Raw genomic sequence first — 16,492 nt, forward strand, 5'->3', positions numbered from 1 at the left:
ATCAACCACCCGGGGCCGGCCCGAGCGCACCTCGTCGTCCAGCCCCTCGATACCCCCGCTCTGATAGCGCTCCCGCCAGCCGATCACCGTCGGACGCGACACCCCCACCCGCTCGGCAATCGCAGTGTTCGACACACCCTCCGAGGCCAGCAACACGATCCGCGCCCGCTGCGCCAACCCCGCCCGTACCGACGAACTCCTGGTCAACGACACCAACCGTTCACGATCACCGGCACGAAGGACAAGTGCAGCAGCACGATTCGCCATGCCGCATTCTGACACTCAACCAACCGTCAAACAACTAACGACACGCGACACTAGTACCTCACTACCGTCAAGCACCATTGTGACGCGATTTACTCGATATGGGGTGCGCTGTGGTTCACCGACCCGGAAGATCTGCTGCTACTCGTGCGGGATCGGCTCACGCCCGGAGGCAGGCTCGTGTTTCCCACGCGCCACCGGTACCAGGCAGATACGGCGTCCAAGGCATGTACGGCGACAGATTCACCGGACGCCAGGTGTGGATCTACCGCTGGGCGTACGAACCCGCCGCGTGGACTGACCTTCTCCAGCATCACGGCTTCACCGACGTGCACGCCCGCGTGCACCCGGCACCTCTCCCCGACCACGTCGGCACCCTCATCGCCGAAGCCCGCGCTCCGCGCTAGCGACGTTTCGGCCGAGCACCGGACGACATCGACTACTGGCCAGAAGTGCACGTCCGCCTCGACGGGCCAAAATCGATAACGGCACGAGAACTCATTCCCACCCTGAAGTCTGGCGGGTTGACCATGCTGTTCAACTGGGCGTTCTGAACAAGTCGGTCGCCTATTGCCACCCATCCCGGCAAGGTTTGACTCGCTGTGCTGGCTCGGATCACGTGCTGTCACATGTCGGGATAGGGTGTGCCTGGTGATAGACCAGGAGACCGTGGACGCGGCGGTGGCTGATGCGCGCGTGGCGGTGGTGGAGTTTGACGACGCCCGGGCGTGGCTGGACCGTGCCCGTCGGGCTCCGATGGCGCCGCTCGCGGCGGAAGTCTGGGTGACCGAACCGTCCTACCGTCAGGTTCTCCTCGTGCGGCACCGCGTGCGTGGATGGGTACCACCCGTTATGGCAAGTACCTGAGCCTGTCTCACCGTCTCATCGCGTTCGTACCGTCTCTCGATCGTGGTCGGTGGTGGCCGTTAGGTTCTGGGGTCCGTACAGCTCTCATTGAGGGGCGAGCTATGGATCATTTCTTCGTATCGGAGGACAAGGTCCGCCGGTATTTCGAGCCCCTTCCAGGTCTTGGCCTTGACAGTCCTGCTTTCCTGCAGCGGAAGGGGTCGCTGAGGGACGGGACTCCGTTCTTCCTTGGTCCGGATATGCGGCCGGTGGAGCCGTTGTGTTCGTTCATGTTCGAGATGGCCAAGACCCACAAGCCCAAGACGTTGGCTGACTACACCTATGACTTGCTGGACCTGGTCGACTTCTTGACTAAGCTGGACCCGCCGACGGACGTCCTGTCCGCTACCGAGGACGATCTGATCGCCTACCGCGAGGAGCGGACGATACGGCAGGACAAGCCGAACGCCCCGGCGACCTGGAAGCGCCGGCGGGCATTGATCAACAACTTCTACGAGTGGGCGGTCGCCGCCAAGTGGCTGGACCGCAAGCCCTATCACCGGCTCCGCAATGGCAGGGACATCCTGGCTTGGGGCGCTGTGTCGGATCTGAACATCCGCCATCTGACCCACCGGCAGTGGCGGTTCCTCAAACAGATCGGCCTGCGAGGTCTACTCCCAGAGGACCGCGTCGACCCGGCGTTCCGAGGATCGTCTCCGCTGAGGAACGCGGCAGCGGCGGAACTCGCGGTGACGACAGGGATGCGCCTGAGGGAGTTCACCTCGCTGCTCGACATCGAAGTCGGGCCGCCGCGTCGTGACTGCCTGCCGGTCGACGTGCGACTGGAGATGATCGCGAAGTACAGCCTGCCCCGCGACGTGACGATCCAGCATCCCGTGATGAAGGAGATCGACCTCTACCGGCGCACGGAGCGGGCCGCGGCGATCCGTCGAGGCGCGCCAACGCTGGCCAGGCGCAGAGCCGAACTGTTGGTCGTCACCGACATCGACGAGAGACGGATGAAGGTCAGCGGTCGGCTGCACGGCCGGCAGCGCACGTTCCAGGTCGAGAAGATGACCGCTGAGGTGCGGCGGATTGCGGTCATCGAGGGTGCCCATGGTCTGGAGCCGATGGCGTTGTTCGTCGGCCGCGGCGGCAGGATGCTCAGCAAACAGAGGTGGGAGCAGATCTTCGAGGATGCCCACGTCCGCTCCGTGCGGACCGTGGCGGAGCATGGTCTCGACCTGGTGATGCCGCGCAGATTCCGAATCCACGACCTGAGGCACACGTTCGCCGTCTACATGCTCGAGCACCTCACCCAGCTGGTGATCGAGCAGGAAACCGATCGCAGGCTGAATGGTGGCCATAACGCCTACCTGGCCGATCACCTCGCCCGCAACCCGCAGCTGATCTTGCAGCGTCTCCTTGGTCACCTCAATCCCGGCTCGACGTTGAAGTATCTGAGGTACATCCGGAACACCAACGTGCTCGTCGCCCAGGCCATCGCCGAATGGAACGACTCCGAAAAGTCCTACGCCGAGTACGCGGCTCATGCCGCGGAACGCGCGGTCCTGTGATGGCCCGCCGAGGAGAACGAGCTCCACGCCCACCCACGCCGGTGGCACTGGAGCAGGCGGCCACAGAACTCGACCGGATCGGGGTCCGGGTCATCGTCCGTGAGCAGCGAGGAAGGACGTTGCGGCTGAGCCTTGACCCCTCGATGTTCCGGTGCTCGGTTCTGGTCGCCGAGCTGGCGGACGAGGCTGTGGCGTATGCCCGCAGGGCCTCGTTGCGCAGGCCCGATTGCTACTTCACCGCGGTGAGGGCGTTCGGATCGTTCCTGGACGCGCACCTGCCGGGCGTGGGGTGCGACCCCGCGGAGGCGGCGTTGGCCGGGATGAAGGTCGATCTGATCGAGGCGCTCTTCCAGTGGGAGGGCGATCTGCGGTCGCGGTATGGGCTGCGGTCGGCGGAGCCCTACCGCAGCGCCGCCTCTGTGCTGACGCTGATCGGCATGCGCGCCGAGCGCGACCCCGACGTCCCGGAGAACCTTCGCCGTCGTGCCGCGGGACCGCCGACGTACAAGCGACGGCAGGGCGAGGTCCTCGACGAATACTCCAACGAGGAACGGCTGGCGTTGCAGAATGCCGCCCGGGCCGACATCCGGGCGCTGGAGGCACGCCTGCGCCGGGGCCAGCAGCTGCTGAGGTCCGGACACGATCCCCGCCTTCACGGGTGGACTGAGGTCGCCAACCTGGTCTGGGCTGCAAAGAACGGCCTGCTGACGACCACGGAGCTTCTCGAGCACCTGCCCGGAGCCTCCGCGTCCTGGCCTCAGCCAATCCGGGAGGTCATTGAGGCGAACCGGCCCGGAAAAGAGCGCGGCGTCTACGCCTGCGTGAAGGCCATCAACCGGCTGCTGTTCCCCGGCGAGCAGGACCTTCAAGCATTCCGTGTGCTCCTGCTGCTGGGCATGGCCGACTGCACACCGGAAGAACTTCTCGACCTGCGGCTCGCGGACGTCGAGTTCTCCGACGCAGGCGTGCGAGTCCGGCAGACCAAACTACGGGCCAACCGCATCCGACCTGATTTCCATCCCGACTCGCCCATCGCCGCGACCGTCACTGACAGCGCGGAGCACCCGAACGCGGAAGGCAGCCTCGACATCTACACCGGAACTGGCAGATGGGGCGTCGGCGGGCTCCTTCGGCGGTTGCTGGACGTCACCCGGCTGGCTCGAGAGTCGTTCGCCTGCGAAGACTGGTTGTTCCTCGTCGTGGAAGCAGGCCGGCCCAGGACCACCATGCGGGCCAAGCTCGCCGAGTGGGCAGAGCCACACAGCGCGCTCACCGCCTGGATCGCCTCCCACCACAACGAGGATGGCATGCCGGTGATGACTATCTCCCAGCCGCACTACGTCCGCAGGCTCCGCAAGACCGTGAAGACCACCCGGGTGGCGGCCCTGGGTGGCACCCTGAGCGATTTGGCGGCCGACGACCACCACATTGAGGTCTTCCGCAACCACTACGCACATGGGACGACGGCCCTGACTCTCGCCGGCCGGTCCATCAACCGTGCCCAAGAACGTGTCTTCCTGAAGATCACGGCCAAGCCGCTGCTCCTCGATGCCGATGCGGAACGGCGGTTGGCCGAACCTGAGATCGCCGATGCTGCAGGGATGAGCGTGGAACAGGCCGCAGGGATGCGGGCAGGCGAGTACGACATGGGCCTGACCAATTGCCGTGACCCCTACGATTCGCCGTTCACCTCTGGTGGCAAGCCCTGTCACGTTGCCCCGGCGATGTGCATGATCTGCCGCAACGCCGTGGTGTTCCTGTCGCAGCTGCCGCGGCTGCTGCTGTTGGCCGACCACATCGAGCGGATGCGTGACGTCCTGGATCCGATCGGCTGGACAGCGATCTGGGGAGCACAGTCGGCCGCGTTGGCCGAGGTGTTCGCCGAGTGCGGCGAGCAGCAGCTTCATCAGGCCCGCGAAGCGATCGACGACCAGGACCTGCGCCTGGATCTTCCGCTGGGCATGAGAACGGAGTACGACCGGTGAGCGCGCTACCCGAGGCCGCCGTTCGACTCTCCGCCCTGATCGGCGCCGATGAGCCGGTCTTCGGCGTCGGCCATCAGCTCCGCGAGGGCGCCGCAGTCCCTGCGTTCGGGCAGCGGCGAACCTGGAGCTTCGAGTGCATCCGCCGCCCGAGCAACGTCCGCCCCGCGGGCTGGAAAGTCAACTTCACCGAGATCGACTCCACCTGGAATCTGCGGATCCGGGAGATCTGCTTCAGCATGCTCAATCCCACGCACAAGATCATCAGGGACGCGGGGATCGCGTTGACCGCCGAGCCATCGGCCTATCTCTCGGTCCGCAAATGCGCCTACCGCCTGGGAAGCCTCGCGGTTTGGGCGCTGGATAACCAGATGCCCGTCCACCTTGCGGCCTGGGACGAAGACGACTGGTCCGGCTACGTGGAACACATCACCGACAGCACGAGCACGTTGTTTCACCACTCGATGGCGCTGAGTTGGGTCTCCACACTGGCTCCGGTCCTTACCGATGGCGGCATGCCCGAACAGGTGTGGAACACCGAGGTCTTCCAGGAGGCCAGGCACCGTGCCTACAAGCCGTCGACGGCGTCCATCCCGCCCTCGACCTGGTGGCCGCTCCTGCGCGCCGCATGGACCTACATCCACGACTTCTCCCCGAACATCCTCGACCTACGCGATCAGCTCACCGCGCAGCGAGCCGATCCCGGTGGCCGTCCCGAGCGGCGGCCGGCCTTCCGCTCACCGGCCGAGGGCTGCGAATTGGTGAAGCAATGGCTGCACGACCCCGGCAATCTCGTTCCAGTCCACAAAAACGACCACTGGGAGGTCTCAGCTGGGGAGCCGATCTGGCACCAGCTCGCGCTGACGATCACCGGCGGCACCAACAGCGGCCTGTTCCAGACCACCCGGAAGGGAGCGGCCTTATCCCGGCGGCAGGCCGTGCTCCGAGCAGTGGAACGCGGGCAGGTGCAGGCCTACTCTTGGTCGCAAATGCGGGCGAGGACCGACGTGGTCAACCGGCCTGCCATCTACCTCGCCCGGTCCACCGCACTACTCGACCAGGCCCTTGATGACTGGCTCGCCGATCCCGACAACCTGATCCCGATCCGCGCCTCGCAGGGCAGGGGTGCCCGATCTGACCTTGAAGCAGGGACGGTCATCTGGAGCGCCCTGGAGACCATGGTCTACGACACAGGGGGCAAAGCTGCCTTCACCCGGCGCTCCGCGACCGGCGCCGCCCGCATCTCGAAGATCGAGAACGCCGTCGCGGCCGGCCGGGTCCAGGAGCTCACCGGAACCATGAGCACCCTGTCGATTCCACTATCCTGCGAGGGATTCGCCCCGGTCACTCACCGGGATGGAACGACACGACCCTGGCGCACCCACATCAGCGTCGAGGAACTCGCCGACGAGATCCGCATGGTCAGAGCCGCCTGCTACGTGCTGGCGGCCGGGCTGACGATGATGAGGGACTCGGAGATCCAGGAGATCGAGCGCGGAGCGCTGACCAGCCACTACGGCGCGCCCGCCGTCACATCCCGAAAGATCAAGAAAGATCCGGCACAGCCGGAACTCAGCTGGTGGATCAGCGCGCCGATTGTCGAAACGTTGGAGGTCCTCGAAAGGCTGTCCTGGCACGACACGCACCTGCTCGTTGACCTTGCCCCGCCCGCGAAGGCCGGCCACGACGACGACACGCGACGCGGGATCGACGCCGCCGACGAGATCGACTTCTTCATCGCTGGCATCAACACGACCCGACACCGGACTGGCCTGGAGGAAATTCCAGCCAGCCGTGTCCGGCCCCATATGTTCCGCCGAACCATGTCGATCATCTGCAGTCAGGAGCCCGACTCCGAAATCGCACTCGGGCACCAGCTCAAGCACCTGGCCCGCCGGGCGATGGCCAACCGGGTCACGCAGGGCTACTCCCAGATGGACGCCAACTGGGCCGCCGAGTTCGACACCCAACTCGAACTCGCCGCCGCCCGACGCCTTGTCGACCTCCTGAGATCCCGCCGGTCCGGCACCAGCGTCGCGGTCGGCCCCGGCGCGGCTAAGCTGCACGCCGGCCTCGACAACGTGATCGCAAGAATGGACGGCGACCCGCCCCTGCGAGCCCAGCTCGCCGACGACCAGATCGAGGTCATGCTGCTCCGGGGTGAGTTCGCCGACCTGCACTTCGGCACCGTCAACCACTGCCTCTGGGACGCCGAGCAGGCCGAATGCCAGAACTCTCTGCCCGAGGCGCAGCGAGGGGACAAGCCCGTCCTGGGTGCCTGCCAGCCCGCGCGGTGCCGGAACTCAGTGATCTCCAGGGACAAGCACGCGCCGATCTGGCTCGCTGAGGAACGTGATCTGATGCGGATGCTCGGCGACAAACGCCTGGCCAAACCACGCCGCGAGGCCCTCCAGAACCGTCTGTCCGAGGTACAGCTGATCACCAGCGCCTGGCCGACCGAGGAACGGGTTTGATGGCCGTCTCACCCGCGACCGAGGCCAAACTCCGAGCCGCGATGCAGCGGCTCCTGGACGGTACCCCGATCCGCACCGACGGAGCACTCACCAAGGAGAACCTCGGCCGCGAAGCAGAGGTCAGCCACGCCACCGTCCACCGCGCCCAGGACATCCTCGCCGAATGGGACGCCCACATCGGCCGGGCCGTCCTGCGCTCCACCGGCGAGGTCCGCCGTGACGAGAGGATCGAGCAACTCGCCGCAGCGCTGCGCGCAGAGAAACAGAAGGTCACCAAACTGCACGGCAAACTCGACGCCCTCGCCAGCGTGACCGCCAACCTCTACAACGAGAACCTGGCCCTCCGCAGAAAACTCGACAATCAGGCACGAGTGGTCTCCTTGCACGCCCCAGACCCCAGTCGCGGCATTGTCACTCGCTCATGACACGCCACCGCGAACACGGCCACCAGGAGACCACCCGCTCATAGGCTGTGCCAGTGAACCCCCACGCGCCGGATCAGCACACATTGCGCGCCGCGATGATCGACGCGGACCTCGCGGAATCGGAGTTCGATCACGCCAGAAGCTGGCTGGACATCGCCCGCACAGGCACCCTCGCCCCCTTCTCAGCAGACGTGTGGGCCTTCGACGAGACGCTCCAGAAGATCCTTCTTGTCCGCCATCGGTGGAGAGGATGGGTGGTGCCGGGCGGAATGATTTTCCGCGGGGAGACTCCCCGAGACGCTGCACGTCGGGAACTCTTCGAGGAGACCGGCATCGCTGCCGATCTCCTCGAAGTGCCCGCAGCTGTGACCGTCCGTTCATACCGCTCAGATTGGACGCCGACGCTCGGGCTCACCTACGCCGCAGTTGTCGACCACTCGCTCCCCCTGAGAAGCGAACGTCACCAGCCCGCCGCGTGGCAACCCTTAGGTGAGGACTGGAAAGGCGCTTTTCCCGAGGACATCAAACGAAGCCGGCGCTTCGCGAGGTTACTCAGGGACGCGAACCTTCACGCAAACCACCAGCGGATATGGTCGTGCGAGTAACCGCTGACGACGACGTGCGACTTGCGTAGCTGGCGGTCCACTCGGCAGACGTCGAGACTCTCCTCCACTCGCACACGCCTCCTCGAACGCCCTGCCGCGGTGACCGTCCGCTCCTACCGCTCGGATTGGAGGCCCACGCTCGGGCTGATCTATGCCGCCATTGTCGGCCCCTCACATCCCCTGAACAGCGAACGTCGTCAGCCCGCCGCATGGAACCCCGTGGCGCAGAACTGGACAGGCGCCTTTCCCGAGGACATCACAAGAATCTGGCGCTACGCCCAGGCCGCATCATCGGCACGAGCCAACGAGGAAGGCAGCAGCCTCATCTACGGTGGAGTGCGTCAGACTTTGTGGCAGGGTCCGAGGCTGATCGGTCACGAAGGGTGTCTGGGTGAGCAGATCGCAGAAGCCGTCCCGGCAGGTGCAGGTGGACGAGCAGATCCAGGTCGTCTTGGCGGTGTTGAAGGGCGAGTTGTCGCTGGCCGAGGCGGCGCGCCGGCATGGTGTTTCCTCGGCGACGGTGGGGAACTGGCGGGACCGGTTCGTCGACGCGGGCAAGGCGGGCATGGACCGGTCGCTGCCCGGCCCGGACGGCGGTCAGTCGCAGACCGAGCGGCGGCTCCGCACCGAGTGCAAGGAGCTCAAGCTCGCCCTGGCGGAGGCGACGGTGCAGCTGCGGATCTGGCAGAAGGGCTCGGAGTACATCGACGCGGTCCCTTCGCCGACCTCGAGGCCCTAAGAGCGACACATCACGTGTCGGTGTCGAGGTTCGCAGCACTGGCCGGGATCCCGGAGCGGACCTACTGGCGGCGACTCGCGCGTCACCGCGCTGGCGGCCCGTCGAAGGGTCCCTGGTCCGCGCCGAAGGTGGACACAGTCGAGGCGACCGCGGCGAAGTACGCCGCGGACTGGCCCGCCTGGGGACACCGCAAGATCGCCGCGATGATGCGCGCCGACGGCCACACAGTGTCCACCTCGACCGTGGAACGGGCGTTACGCCGCCGCGGGCTGCTGCTGCCGTCCGGGTTCCGCGCCGACCGCAGATCCTGGTCACGGCTTCGCAAGCGGGTGTTCCGTGACCCGCCGACCGAGCGGAACCGGGTCTGGCAGATGGACTTCAGTGAGTTCGAGACCGCCCGCGGCGGGATCTGGCGGATCTGCGCCGTTATCGACTACGCGAGCAAGTACTGTCTGGCCGCCACCGTCACCCCAACCAGCCGCGGTCAGGACGCGCTCGCCTGCCTGCGGCGTGCGGTGGTCGAGGCGGAACGGGTCCTCGACCTCGATGATATCCGCGCCGACCGGGGCTGGATGGATGTCATCGACGCCGACGACTTCGTCATCGGCGAAGCGCCCGCACCGGTCGCGGTGGTCACCGACAACGGGCCGTCCTTCCGCGGGACCGTGTTCGCGGAGGCGTTCACCGGCAACGACCCGCTGTTCCGCCATGTCCGCACACGGGTGAGGAGCCCACAGACCAACGGCGTGGTCGAGCGGTTCTTCGGCACGCTGAAGTACGAGCACCTGTATCGGGCGGTGATCGGCGACGGCAACGCGTTGGCCGCCGAGATCAACTGCTTTCGCCACACCTACAACACGTTGCGACCGCACCAAGCCCTCAACGACCGGACGCCGCGACAGGTGTACCTCACCAGCCGGAGAGCCAGTAGCCACCCGGTCCGGTCGTCCCGTTAGGGGATGGGCTACTGCAACAAGTCGATCATGCTCGGTCGTGGACCAGCGCCAGGCGTAGAGCCGCGGGTCGCTATCCAAGTGGTGCGTCGTCGTCTCGGCGATGAGTTCCGCGAGCCCGCGGAGTCTGAACTGTCGGCCGGCGCAACCTCGCCTCCGGTGTCCGGGGTCCGCGGACTGCCGCTCACCCCCGACGACTTCTTGCGCTGACGGCGGGATCCGGGTGTTCGGCGTTCGGTGACTCGGGGCTAGGTGAAACGGGGCCCGGCGACACGGGATCCGGCGGCCCGGGGTCCTGTGGCGCCGGATACCGCACGGCTGCGGGAAAGCAGCGCAGCAGTGCGGCGAGCCGCGCGGTATCGCCCGCCACCTCGGTGTCTGCCCGCTCGACGGCGTCGTGCAGCGCCGCACCGGCGAACACCAGATCGCGCAATGTCGCCGCCTCCGGCACGGTCAGCCACGCCTCGGGTTCGGCGTGCTCACCGCGGTCCAACTCGAGGCGCCCGCCCGCAACGGTGATGCGGAACCGATCGCCCGCGACGTCCAGCTGGCAGCGCAGCGACAGCTCACCCGCCAGTGCCGGATCGAAGGTGGCGCGCAGGGCGAACAGCAGCGCGTCGACGCTCAGTTCCGCCGCGCCGTCCTCGGGCAGCGGTGCGCGGCTGCCCCAGTGGGCGAGCGCGCGGAGCACGGGCTCCAGTTCCTGCCCGCGCTCCGTGAGTTCATACACGGCGGCGGGCGCAGGCGGTCCCAGGCGCCTTCGCCGCACCAGGCCGTCGGCTTCGAGCTCGCGCAACCGCTGCGCGAGGACGTTCTGGCTCATCTGCGGCAGCCCGCGGTGCAGGTCGGAGTAGCGCTTCGGGCCGAAGACCAGCTCCCGCACTACGAGCAACGCCCACCGCTCGCCGACCGCATTCAGCGCTCGCGCGATGCCGCAGGGGTCGTCGAACAGCCGCTTCTTGCTCATGCACCCGATTGTACTTGCACAACAGGTGTGAATGCTCCTAAATTAGGAGTGTGAATCTGTGGCCTCCGTCGACGGCACCGTCATCGGCTACACACGGCACGGCGACGGGGCCCCCGGGTGGTCCTTGGTCGACATGCTCCGACGGTGACGACCACGCATCGAGAAATGGAGAGAAGCAGTGAACGAGATGACACTTCGTGTGACGTCCGCCGACGGTACGAGGATCGCCTACGACCGGAAAGGCACTGGCCCGGCGGTGATCCTCGTCGGCGGCACCCTAGACGACGGCGCTGAGAACGCGCCGCTGGCCCGGCTCCTTGCCAACCATTTCACGGTCTACAACTACGCACGACGCGGCCGGGGCGACAGCGGCAATACACCGCCGTACGCCGTGGCGCGGGAGGTGGAAGACCTCGACGCGCTGATTGCGACAGCCGGCGGCTCAGCTCACGTGTACGGCGCCTCATCTGGCGGCGCCCTCGCGCTGGAGGCAGCAGCGGCAGGTTCGGCGATCGACAAGATCGCGGTGTGGGATGTGCCGTACGTGATCGGGGACGACCTGTGGCCGAGGTTCAACCAGTACATCGCGGATACCCACGAGGCATACAAAGCCGGCCGGGACGAGGAGCTCCTGGAACTGTTCATGAGGCTTACCGGCGGACCCGACGCGGACATCGCGGCTGGCAAACAGCACCCGCTCTGGGCCTCGTCCGTCGCGCTCGCCCACACGCTCGTCAAGGACGCAATGGTCCTCAATGACTACAAGATCCCCACAAACCGACTTGCCCGCATCACTCAGTCGGTCCTGGTGACCACCGAGGGTCCGATCACTGAGCCCCAGATGGCGGGCCTCCCGACCGACTTCTTCGACCGCGCCGCGAAAGCGATTGCCGCTGCCACCCCCCAGACCGAACGACACACGCTCGACGGGCAGGGACACGTCGTCGCCCCCGAACTCATGGCCCGTGTACTGAAGACGTTCTTCAACCAGTAACCCGTCGACTGATCAGGTCGCGACCGTGGGTCGCTTCGGAACGCAGGCCCATCGGCCACGTCAGCATCGGTCGGTGAGCGGCGACTCCTGAGTTCCGGCAGTCCACCCGCTTGGCTGCCACCGGCCACGGGTGCCCGACCGGTTGGTGTTCTGGGGAATCTTGATCCGCCTCACCACGGGGGCGTCGTGGGTCGACATCGAAGCAATCCTCGAACACCGGGTCTCTGGACACCACGCTGCGAGCCCGTCGCGATGAGTGGATCGCTGCGGGGGTGTTTCCACCAACTACGCGCCGAAGCGCTCGCCGCGTTCGACCGGATCATCGGACTCGACCTGTCCGAGGTCGCCGTCGAGCCTGAACGTACATGTGCTGAGCCCAGCTCTATCAAGATCAAACCCTGCCAACTCCTTGACGCATGACAACGGCGCCACTGCCGCGGGAGTCACCACGTTTCCCGCTGTCCGCGGGTCCAGAACAACCGCACACCACTGATCCCTGCTCCGCGCTGCCCGTGCGGGGTCGTTGGCAACGTGGTGCGTCCTTATTCGCTTGTCGAGGTGTGCGGTGGTGTCGGGGATGCGGTGATGTTGTGCTGCTCGCCGTCGGTGGCCAGTAGTTGGTCGAGCAGGTCCTGCAGGGTGAGGAGCCCGAGCACAGTGCCGCCGTTCTGGATGAGCGCGAGATGGTTGCGGTTCTCACGCATCGTGGTGAGCACGGTGTAGGTGGGGGTGTCCGCAGGCATGGTCAGGACGGGTCGCTGCAGGTCCGCGGCCGTGGTGTCGGCGGGCTGGGTGAGGGTGTCCCGGACGTGGACCACGCCTGCGGGTTCGTTGCCGTTCCACACCACGAGGCGCAGATGTCCGCTGTCCCGAGCGGACATCTGGATGTCCTCGATACCCGCGGTGTCGGTAACCCCGGCGATGGCCTGCTCCGGGCGCAGCAGGTGGTGCACGGGGCGGGAGTACAGGTCCAGTGCGGTGGCGAGCTGTTCGTGTCGTTGGGGGTCCAGGGCACCGGTGTGGGCGGAATGCTCCATCAGGTGACGCAGGTCGTCGGGGTTGCGCCCGGCACTGACCTCGTCGACGGGGTCAACCCCGACCTTGCGCAGGCACCAGTTCGCGGTGTTGTTCAGTGCCACCAGCACGGGCCGGGTCAGCCACATGAACCCGCGCATCGGCAGCGCCAGCAGGGTCGCCGACCGTTCCGGGTGGGCGATCGCCCAGGACTTGGGGGCCATCTCTCCGACCACCAGGTGCAGGAACGTGACCACGACGAGGGCGAGCACGAACGCGACCACGTCGGCAGACGTCGCTGGGATGCCCCAGCCTTCCATGACGGGGGTGAGCATGTGGTGCACTGCGGGTTTGGCGACCGCGCCCAGCGCGAGCGTGCACAACGTGATACCCAACTGCGAACCGGCCAGCAGCAGTGACAGTTCGCGTGCGCTGCGCACAGCTGCGCGCGCGGAGGCACTGGTTTCCGCGGCCTCCTCCAGCCGGTAGCGGCGAGCGGCGACGAGCGCGAACTCGATCGCGACGAAGAACGCGCTCAGCGCGATAATGCCCGCAGAGATCAGCAGCGCCAGCCCCGGACTCAACCCACTCATGACCGCACCTCCGCTGCCGAAGGATCGTCATGGAGTCCAACTCGGACCGTCCTGGGCACATGCCGTGCGACCGAGTCGACCTGCAGCACCAGGTAATGCTGCGGTTCGTCCTCGTCGGACCCCGCGGGACGGGGAAGCGCGACGGTGACGGCATCACCGGGCGAGGGAAGCCTGCCCAACTCGGCGATCACCAATCCCGCGAGGGTTTCGTAGTCGCCGTGGGGAAGATCGTGGTCGAGCAGGCGTTCGACCTCGTCGATGTGCACCGTGCCGGACAACAGCCAAGTGCCGTCGGCCTCGGGCCTGGGCTGGTCCGCGCCGACCGGATCGTGCTCGTCGGTGATCTCCCCGACCAGTTCCTCGGCGATGTCCTCCACCGTGATGACCCCGGCAAGGCCGCCGTACTCGTCGACCACACAGCCCAACTGCTCCCCCGCCTCGCGCAGGTGAACGAGGACTTCGGGCAGCGGCAGCGACGAGGGCACCATGACCGCCGGTCGCGCCACCTGCGCCGCCGTCGTCGTCCTACGCGCTCCCGCGTCGAGGGCGAGCACGTCCCGCAGGCAGATCACGCCGAGAACGTCGTCGATGCTGCCGCCCAGCACGGGATAGCGGGAATGCCCGGAGGCCATGTGTCCCACGACTTCTCCCAGCGACGCATCACCAGGCACCGTTGACACCCTTGGCCGGGGGATCATCGCGTGTTCTGCGGTGCGCTCGTGCAGATCGAGCGCTCGATCCAGCAGGGCAGACAACTCGGCGGGCAGATCGCCGCTCTCGCGGGACTCCGCGACGATGTGTTCCAGGTCGCGCGAAGTGGCCGCGTGCTCCACGTCGTGCACCGGCTCGATGCGCAACACCTTCAGCAACAGGTTCGAGGCCTGGTCGAACAGCCGGATCAGCCAGCCGAACGCGGCGAGATAGATCCTGGTCGAACCCGCCAGCCGCAGCGCCACCGGCTCCGGCCGGGCGATCGCGAGGTTCTTCGGGAACAACTCCCCGAACACCATCTGCACCACGGTCGACAGCACCAGCGCGAACACCGTGCCTACCGCGACGCCGACCCCGACAGGCACATTGATGCCACCCAGGACCTCCCCGATACCGGCCCCGATCAACGGCTCGGCCACATAGCCGACCAGCAGCCCCGTCACCGTGATACCCAGCTGGGCTCCGGACAACATGAAGGAGGTGCGCCGAGTGATCCCCAGCGCCCGCGTGGCAGCGGCGTCCCCGGCCGCCGCACGGGCGTTGAGACGGGAGCGGTCGACCGCCATGTAGCCGAACTCCTGGGCCACGAAGTAGCTCGTGGCGGCGGTGAGCAGGAGCACCACCACGATCCCGAACAGGATGCCGACGACGATCATCGGGAGGCCACCCCGTCATCGCGACGCACAGGCTCCGTGCGCGCGAGTATCAGTGGGTCAGCGTCGGGTTCGGATTCGCCGCAGCGTCCACACTCGACGCTGCCGGTACTTCGGGATGGATCCATCGTCCTCTCACATCAACACAGGGTGCGTTTACTCTACCTTTACCACGAACACGGGCAGCGAAAGGTTCCCAGGGCAGCTCGACGTCAGCCAATCGGCAAGATCGCCGCGGGCCCGCTATGTTGGCAGCACGAGGCGTGAGGTGTTGAGGAGGCAGACGTGATCGGGTTCATCGTCGCAGGGTTGATCATCGGCGCGCTCGCACGGCTGATCAAACCCGGCAAGCAACAACTCGGCATCCTTGCCACGTTGGCTCTCGGCTTGGTCGGCTCCGTTATCGGCGGCACCCTGGCGAACCTGTTGGGCACCGGGGACATTTTCGAACTCAACGTCCTGGGCTTCATCTTCGCGGTCATCGCCGCCCTGCTCCTGATCGGTGTCGCCGAAGGCATTACCCAGAAGCGCCACAAAAGCGTCCGGTAGGCATCCGCACGAGCGGAGCGCGTTTGACCGGCCAGCGGTAGCCCGCCTTGGTGCTTCTGGCTCAGGGCGTCAGGCGGTGGAGCGGGGTGCGCCTCAACTTTTCTGACGTTGCCCGTAGGGTATGTCGGCCAGGAGATGTTTCGTTGTTGAGGAGCCGGTCGGGTGCGGACACGGGCGAGGATGGGCCGATTCGCGCTCGTGCTTGCTCTGCTGTTGATGCTGCTCGGGGTGAGCGCGGCTCCAGCGCACAGCACCGATGACGAGTTTGCTGGGCAGCACCAGGTACCGGCGGTTGCCGAATCCGCGTCGCTTGTGCCGTCGACGGACAATGGTCTTCACGATCGGCCGCGACTGTCGGGGGCGGCACGACATGTGCTGGCCGTGGCGCTACCGGAGACGTGCTTGGCTGTCTGCCCGGGTACGAACCTTGGATGCTCCCTGCAGCGATGGTCCACCGGCGAGGTCGGCACTGTAGGGGTAGCGACCGCGGCGTCGACACGGCAATCGTCTCGGGCGCCCCCCTCCGCGTGAACGGAACGATCCAGGCCTGACGCTGTTCACGTCGCTGCTGCGCGCATTTGCGACGTGACTGCTCTGCCCTGGCCCGCCAAGAGCGGGCCGGTGATCCGTAATTCTCTTCACTGTCTTGGGTGCGTTCAGCCCGCCTTTGGTGGCGGATGGCGGCGCTACCCGCTCTACCACTGGTTCCTGGAGGACCGAAACATGTCTGTTGTCGTGCTGGCACTATTGATCATTTCGCTCGTGACCGCGGCCGTGCTGATGGTAGCGATGCTCGTGAAGGACAAGCCGTTTTACGGCGGCATCGGTCTCTGTGTGTTGCTCGGGCCGGGTGCGGTGCTGACGTTCTGGTACACGGCCTTGTCCTGGGGTTAGACGCTGCTGCGTGCCGTCGTGGGTTTCACCGGGCGACCTCCTCCGGTCCCGATCGCCGGTAGAAGCCACCCTTCGGGATACGGCAGGAAGGAGCGGTGGTCGTGTCGGTACCGCCCGGAGGAGGTGGTTCCGTCAGGTGACGGGAGCGACGAGGACAGGGGTGGGACTGCGCGTGAGCAGTTCTGTGGTGACACTGCCCAGCAGGAGTCGGGTGAGCCCGGTACTCCCGTGTGTGGCGGTGATCGCGAGTGT

The 16,492-nt window shown here is 66.5% G+C and carries 16 protein-coding genes; 11 read left to right on the top strand and 5 right to left on the bottom strand.

Features of this window, described 5'->3' with window-relative positions:
* Nucleotides 1–207, bottom strand: a 207-nt coding sequence (locus BM199_RS32695) for a helix-turn-helix domain-containing protein (RefSeq protein WP_177242894.1), incomplete at its 3' end; no start/stop codon positions are given.
* Nucleotides 208–491: 284 nt separating this feature from the next.
* On the opposite strand from BM199_RS32695, the gene BM199_RS34365 reads away from it, so the two are divergent.
* From BM199_RS34365 to BM199_RS32745, 8 genes are all read left to right on the top strand, one after another.
* Nucleotides 492–671 carry a hypothetical protein gene (locus BM199_RS34365; RefSeq protein WP_218160492.1) on the top strand — a complete coding sequence of 60 codons (180 nt, stop codon included), beginning with the start codon at nt 492–494 and terminating at the stop codon, nt 669–671.
* 729 nt (nt 672–1,400) lie between these two features.
* Nucleotides 1,401–2,687 (top strand): tyrosine-type recombinase/integrase, encoded by a 1,287-nt coding sequence (locus BM199_RS32710; RefSeq protein ID WP_245789022.1) that lies wholly within the window; start codon nt 1,401–1,403, stop codon nt 2,685–2,687.
* 41 nt (nt 2,688–2,728) lie between these two features.
* Nucleotides 2,729–4,672 (top strand): hypothetical protein, encoded by a 1,944-nt coding sequence (locus tag BM199_RS32715; protein WP_091679998.1) that lies wholly within the window; start codon nt 2,729–2,731, stop codon nt 4,670–4,672.
* Entirely contained in the window at nt 4,669–7,143 is a 2,475-nt protein-coding gene (locus BM199_RS32720; protein ID WP_091680002.1) for a hypothetical protein, read from the top strand. The genes BM199_RS32715 and BM199_RS32720 overlap by 4 nt, the downstream gene beginning before the upstream one ends.
* The gene (locus BM199_RS32725) at nt 7,143–7,568 is read left to right on the top strand and encodes a hypothetical protein (RefSeq protein WP_091680004.1); all 426 of its coding nucleotides are present in this window, start codon (nt 7,143–7,145) and stop codon (nt 7,566–7,568) included. The genes BM199_RS32720 and BM199_RS32725 overlap by 1 nt, the downstream gene beginning before the upstream one ends.
* Before the next feature lie 95 nt (nt 7,569–7,663).
* The gene (locus tag BM199_RS32730) at nt 7,664–8,173 is read left to right on the top strand and encodes an NUDIX hydrolase (protein ID WP_091680020.1); all 510 of its coding nucleotides are present in this window, start codon (nt 7,664–7,666) and stop codon (nt 8,171–8,173) included.
* A gap of 391 nt (nt 8,174–8,564) precedes the next feature.
* Entirely contained in the window at nt 8,565–8,912 is a 348-nt protein-coding gene (locus tag BM199_RS32740) for a helix-turn-helix domain-containing protein (RefSeq protein ID WP_091680007.1), read from the top strand.
* 20 nt (nt 8,913–8,932) lie between these two features.
* Nucleotides 8,933–9,868, top strand: coding sequence for an integrase core domain-containing protein (locus BM199_RS32745; protein ID WP_245789024.1), 936 nt, complete (start codon nt 8,933–8,935; stop codon nt 9,866–9,868).
* Between the two features lie 181 nt (nt 9,869–10,049).
* Here BM199_RS32745 and BM199_RS32750 read toward each other — a convergent pair whose 3' ends face one another.
* Entirely contained in the window at nt 10,050–10,832 is a 783-nt protein-coding gene (locus tag BM199_RS32750; RefSeq protein ID WP_063709878.1) for a winged helix-turn-helix transcriptional regulator, read from the bottom strand.
* Nucleotides 10,833–11,019: 187 nt separating this feature from the next.
* Here BM199_RS32750 and BM199_RS32755 point away from each other — a divergent pair, with 187 nt between their 5' ends.
* Complete coding sequence (locus tag BM199_RS32755; protein ID WP_177242896.1) at nt 11,020–11,826, top strand: alpha/beta fold hydrolase; 807 nt, start codon at nt 11,020–11,022, stop codon at nt 11,824–11,826.
* 542 nt (nt 11,827–12,368) lie between these two features.
* Here BM199_RS32755 and BM199_RS32760 read toward each other — a convergent pair.
* Nucleotides 12,369–13,433 (bottom strand): CNNM domain-containing protein, encoded by a 1,065-nt coding sequence (locus BM199_RS32760; protein WP_091680012.1) that lies wholly within the window; start codon nt 13,431–13,433, stop codon nt 12,369–12,371.
* Entirely contained in the window at nt 13,430–14,800 is a 1,371-nt protein-coding gene (locus BM199_RS32765; RefSeq protein ID WP_091680013.1) for a hemolysin family protein, read from the bottom strand. The genes BM199_RS32760 and BM199_RS32765 overlap by 4 nt, the downstream gene beginning before the upstream one ends.
* A gap of 282 nt (nt 14,801–15,082) precedes the next feature.
* Between BM199_RS32765 and BM199_RS32770 the strand changes: the two genes are divergently transcribed.
* Together BM199_RS32770 and BM199_RS34160 are read left to right on the top strand one after the other, a co-directional pair.
* On the top strand, nt 15,083–15,346 hold the full coding sequence (locus tag BM199_RS32770) for a GlsB/YeaQ/YmgE family stress response membrane protein (protein WP_091680017.1): 264 nt from the start codon (nt 15,083–15,085) through the stop codon (nt 15,344–15,346).
* A 723-nt stretch (nt 15,347–16,069) separates the two neighbouring features.
* On the top strand, nt 16,070–16,240 hold the full coding sequence (locus BM199_RS34160; protein ID WP_177242895.1) for a hypothetical protein: 171 nt from the start codon (nt 16,070–16,072) through the stop codon (nt 16,238–16,240).
* Nucleotides 16,241–16,372: 132 nt separating this feature from the next.
* On the opposite strand, the gene BM199_RS35080 is transcribed toward BM199_RS34160, so the two are convergent.
* Entirely contained in the window at nt 16,373–16,483 is a 111-nt protein-coding gene (locus BM199_RS35080) for a universal stress protein (RefSeq protein WP_281245775.1), read from the bottom strand.
* Nucleotides 16,484–16,492: the final 9 nt, after the last annotated feature.

Origin of the sequence: Amycolatopsis marina (assembly GCF_900111885.1) — a bacterium.
Classification (GTDB): domain Bacteria; phylum Actinomycetota; class Actinomycetes; order Mycobacteriales; family Pseudonocardiaceae; genus Amycolatopsis; species Amycolatopsis marina.

Excerpts from the sequence above, each read along its gene's own strand:
- BM199_RS34365 (WP_218160492.1), top strand. The coding sequence starts at position 492 with ATGTACGGCGACAGATTCACCGGACGCCAGGTGTGGATCTACCGCTGG.
- BM199_RS32710 (WP_245789022.1), top strand. The coding sequence starts at position 1,401 with ATGTTCGAGATGGCCAAGACCCACAAGCCCAAGACGTTGGCTGACTAC.
- BM199_RS32725 (WP_091680004.1), top strand. The coding sequence starts at position 7,143 with ATGGCCGTCTCACCCGCGACCGAGGCCAAACTCCGAGCCGCGATGCAG.
- BM199_RS32730 (WP_091680020.1), top strand. The coding sequence starts at position 7,664 with ATGATCGACGCGGACCTCGCGGAATCGGAGTTCGATCACGCCAGAAGC.
- BM199_RS32750 (WP_063709878.1), bottom strand. The coding sequence starts at position 10,832 with ATGAGCAAGAAGCGGCTGTTCGACGACCCCTGCGGCATCGCGCGAGCG.
- BM199_RS32755 (WP_177242896.1), top strand. The coding sequence starts at position 11,020 with ATGACACTTCGTGTGACGTCCGCCGACGGTACGAGGATCGCCTACGAC.
- BM199_RS32760 (WP_091680012.1), bottom strand. The coding sequence starts at position 13,433 with ATGAGTGGGTTGAGTCCGGGGCTGGCGCTGCTGATCTCTGCGGGCATT.
- BM199_RS32765 (WP_091680013.1), bottom strand. The coding sequence starts at position 14,800 with ATGATCGTCGTCGGCATCCTGTTCGGGATCGTGGTGGTGCTCCTGCTC.
- BM199_RS34160 (WP_177242895.1), top strand. The coding sequence starts at position 16,070 with ATGTCTGTTGTCGTGCTGGCACTATTGATCATTTCGCTCGTGACCGCG.